Origin of the sequence: Streptomyces bohaiensis (assembly GCF_012033785.1) — a bacterium.
GTDB classification, from domain to species: Bacteria; Actinomycetota; Actinomycetes; order Streptomycetales; family Streptomycetaceae; genus Streptomyces; species Streptomyces bohaiensis.
Genome location: NZ_JAAVJC010000443.1, coordinates 1 through 2446 on the forward strand (window position 1 = coordinate 1; position 2446 = coordinate 2446).

General features: G+C 73.1%; 2 protein-coding genes. One reads left to right on the forward strand and one right to left on the reverse strand.

Annotation, left to right across the window (positions count from 1 at the left end; genetic code table 11):
* Positions 1–66: 66 nt before the first annotated feature.
* Complete coding sequence (locus HCN52_RS23740; protein WP_168090473.1) at positions 67–765, reverse strand: TetR/AcrR family transcriptional regulator; 699 nt, start codon at positions 763–765, stop codon at positions 67–69.
* Positions 766–929: 164 nt separating this feature from the next.
* Here HCN52_RS23740 and HCN52_RS23745 point away from each other — a divergent pair.
* A partial coding sequence (locus tag HCN52_RS23745; protein WP_168090474.1) for an MDR family MFS transporter occupies positions 930–2446 on the forward strand: 1517 nt, incomplete at its 3' end.

The window sequence follows — 2446 nt, forward strand, 5'->3', positions numbered from 1 at the left end:
CCCCCCCCCCCCCCCCCCCGACGCGGGGCCCCGCTTCCCGTGCGGGCGCGGCCTCGCGGGAAGCGGTCAGGCGAGGCAGGCGCAGGGCAGGCGCTCGCCGACCGGCGCCGCCGCGTCCACCGGCTCGGCGGACCGCGGGGCCGCGCCCGGGAGCGACGCGGGTCGCAGGGCGGCCATCACCGCGTCCAGGCGGGCGCCGACATCGGCCGGGTCGGGGCCGCGCACCGCGTGCGAGATCGCGGTCTGCAGGCAGCACAGCGCGGAGCCGACCAGCGCGCACAGCAGCATGTCCTCCGGGCCGGGCGGAACGCAGCCCGCCTGTCGGCGGTGGCGCACCCCCACGGTCAGCCGCTGCTGGAGCCGCTCCATCTGCTCCAGGTACGCCGCCAGCAGGGTCGGGCTGCCCTGCACGATCCGCTGGAGCGCGGCGCCCCGGGCGCGGTCACCGGGATCCTCGAACTCCCGCACCGCGAGGTCGAAGGTGCGGCGCAGCGCCTCCCAGTCGTCCTCGCCCGCCGGGCGGGCCAGCAGCCGCTCCTCGAACCGCTCGCCGAGCCGTTCGTAGGGGTGGAGGACCACGTCCTCCTTGCTCGCGAAGTAGCGGAAGAAGCTCCGCTTGGACATGCCGACGCGGTCGGCGATCGCCTCGACCGTCGTCGCCTCGAACCCCTCGGTGGCGAACATCTCCTCCGCCACCTCGGCGATGCGGGAACGCACGGTGCGGCGCGTGAGTTCACGCAGACCGGTGGGCTGTCCTGCTGGCATGCGGCGATGGTAGCAAGTGAATTGCCTGGCACCTGGTGACACGTTTCGCGTAGGGTGTCGTCCGCCCCCGCGTCGGTCCCACGGGACCCCGGGAGAGCCACCGCGCCGCCGGCCGTCCGGCCGGTTCCGGCGCACCGCACCGCACACCCGGAAAGGCCCTCCGCATGTCCGCTGACAGCGGCGCTCCCGTCGCCGGCCCCGACGCGCCGGACACGAAGCCGCAGGACGACGCGATACCCCGCGAGATCAAGACGGTCATCGCCCTGCTGGTCGTCTCGGCATTCGTCGTCATCCTGAACGAGACCATCATGTCCGTCGCGCTGCCGCGGCTGATGGAGGACCTCGACATCACCGCCGCCACCGCCCAGTGGCTCACGACCGGGTTCCTGCTCACGATGGCCGTGGTCATCCCGACCACCGGCCTGATCCTGCAGCGGTTCTCCACCCGCACCGTCTTCCTGACGGCCATGGGGCTCTTCAACAGCGGCACCGTCATCGCGGCCGCCGCCCCCGGCTTCGAGGTACTGCTCGGCGGCCGCATCATCCAGGCCTGCGGCACGGCGCTGATGATCCCCCTGCTGATGACGACCGTCCTCAACTTCGTGCCGGCCTCGCGCCGCGGGCGGACCATGGGGCTCATCTCCATCGTCATCGCCGTGGCGCCGGCCATCGGCCCCACCTTCTCCGGGCTGATCCTCTCGGTGCTCTCCTGGCGGTGGCTGTTCCTGGTGGTCGTGCCCGTCGCCCTCCTCAGCCTGGGGCTGGGGGCGGTGCTCGTCCGCAACATCACCACGCCGCGCGCGGTGCGGTTCGACATCCTCTCGATCCTGCTCTCGGCCCTCGCCTTCGGCGGCCTGATCTACGGGCTCAGCAGCATCGGCAAGGCCGCCGCCGACGGCGAAGCACCGGTGCCGCCGCTGCTGCCCGTCTCCGTCGGCGTCGTCGCGCTCGTCCTGTTCGTGCTGCGGCAGACCGTGCTCCAGCGCGCCGACCGGGCCCTGCTGGATCTGCGGACGTTCACGCAGCGCACCTTCGCGGTGGGCGTGCTCATGATGGTGCTCTGCATGGGCGCCCTCTTCGGGTCGCTCATCCTGCTCCCCATGTACCTGCAGAACGTGCTGGGGTTGTCCACCCTGTCGACCGGGCTGATCCTGCTCCCCGGCGGTCTCACCATGGGGCTCATCGCCCCGCTGGTGGGCAAGTTGTTCGACCGCCACGGCCCCCGGCCGCTGGTCATTCCCGGCGCGTTCGGCATGACGGCCGCGCTGGTCGCCATGACCACGCTCGGCGTGAGCTCGCCGCCCGCGATGGTGGTGGCGATCCACGTCTTCCTGTGCGTCTCGCTGGGCTTCATGATGACGCCGCTGATGACCTCCGCGCTCGGCTCGCTGGAGCCCTCGCTGTACTCCCACGGCAGTGCGATCGTCAGCACCCTCCAGCAGCTCGCCGGTGCCGCGGGCACCGCGCTCTTCGTGACCATGATGACGCGCGGGACCGCCGCCTCGGTCGACGGCGGCAGCGGTCCGGTGACCGCGCTCGCCGACGGCATCCACGGCGCGTTCCTGGTCGGTGCCGCGCTCGCGGCGATCGGGGCGGCCGCCTCCTTCCTGGTCCGCAAGCCGCCGGCCCCGCCGGCCCCGTCCGCGCCCGCCGACAAGGCGGCAACACCGGGCGGCGAGCC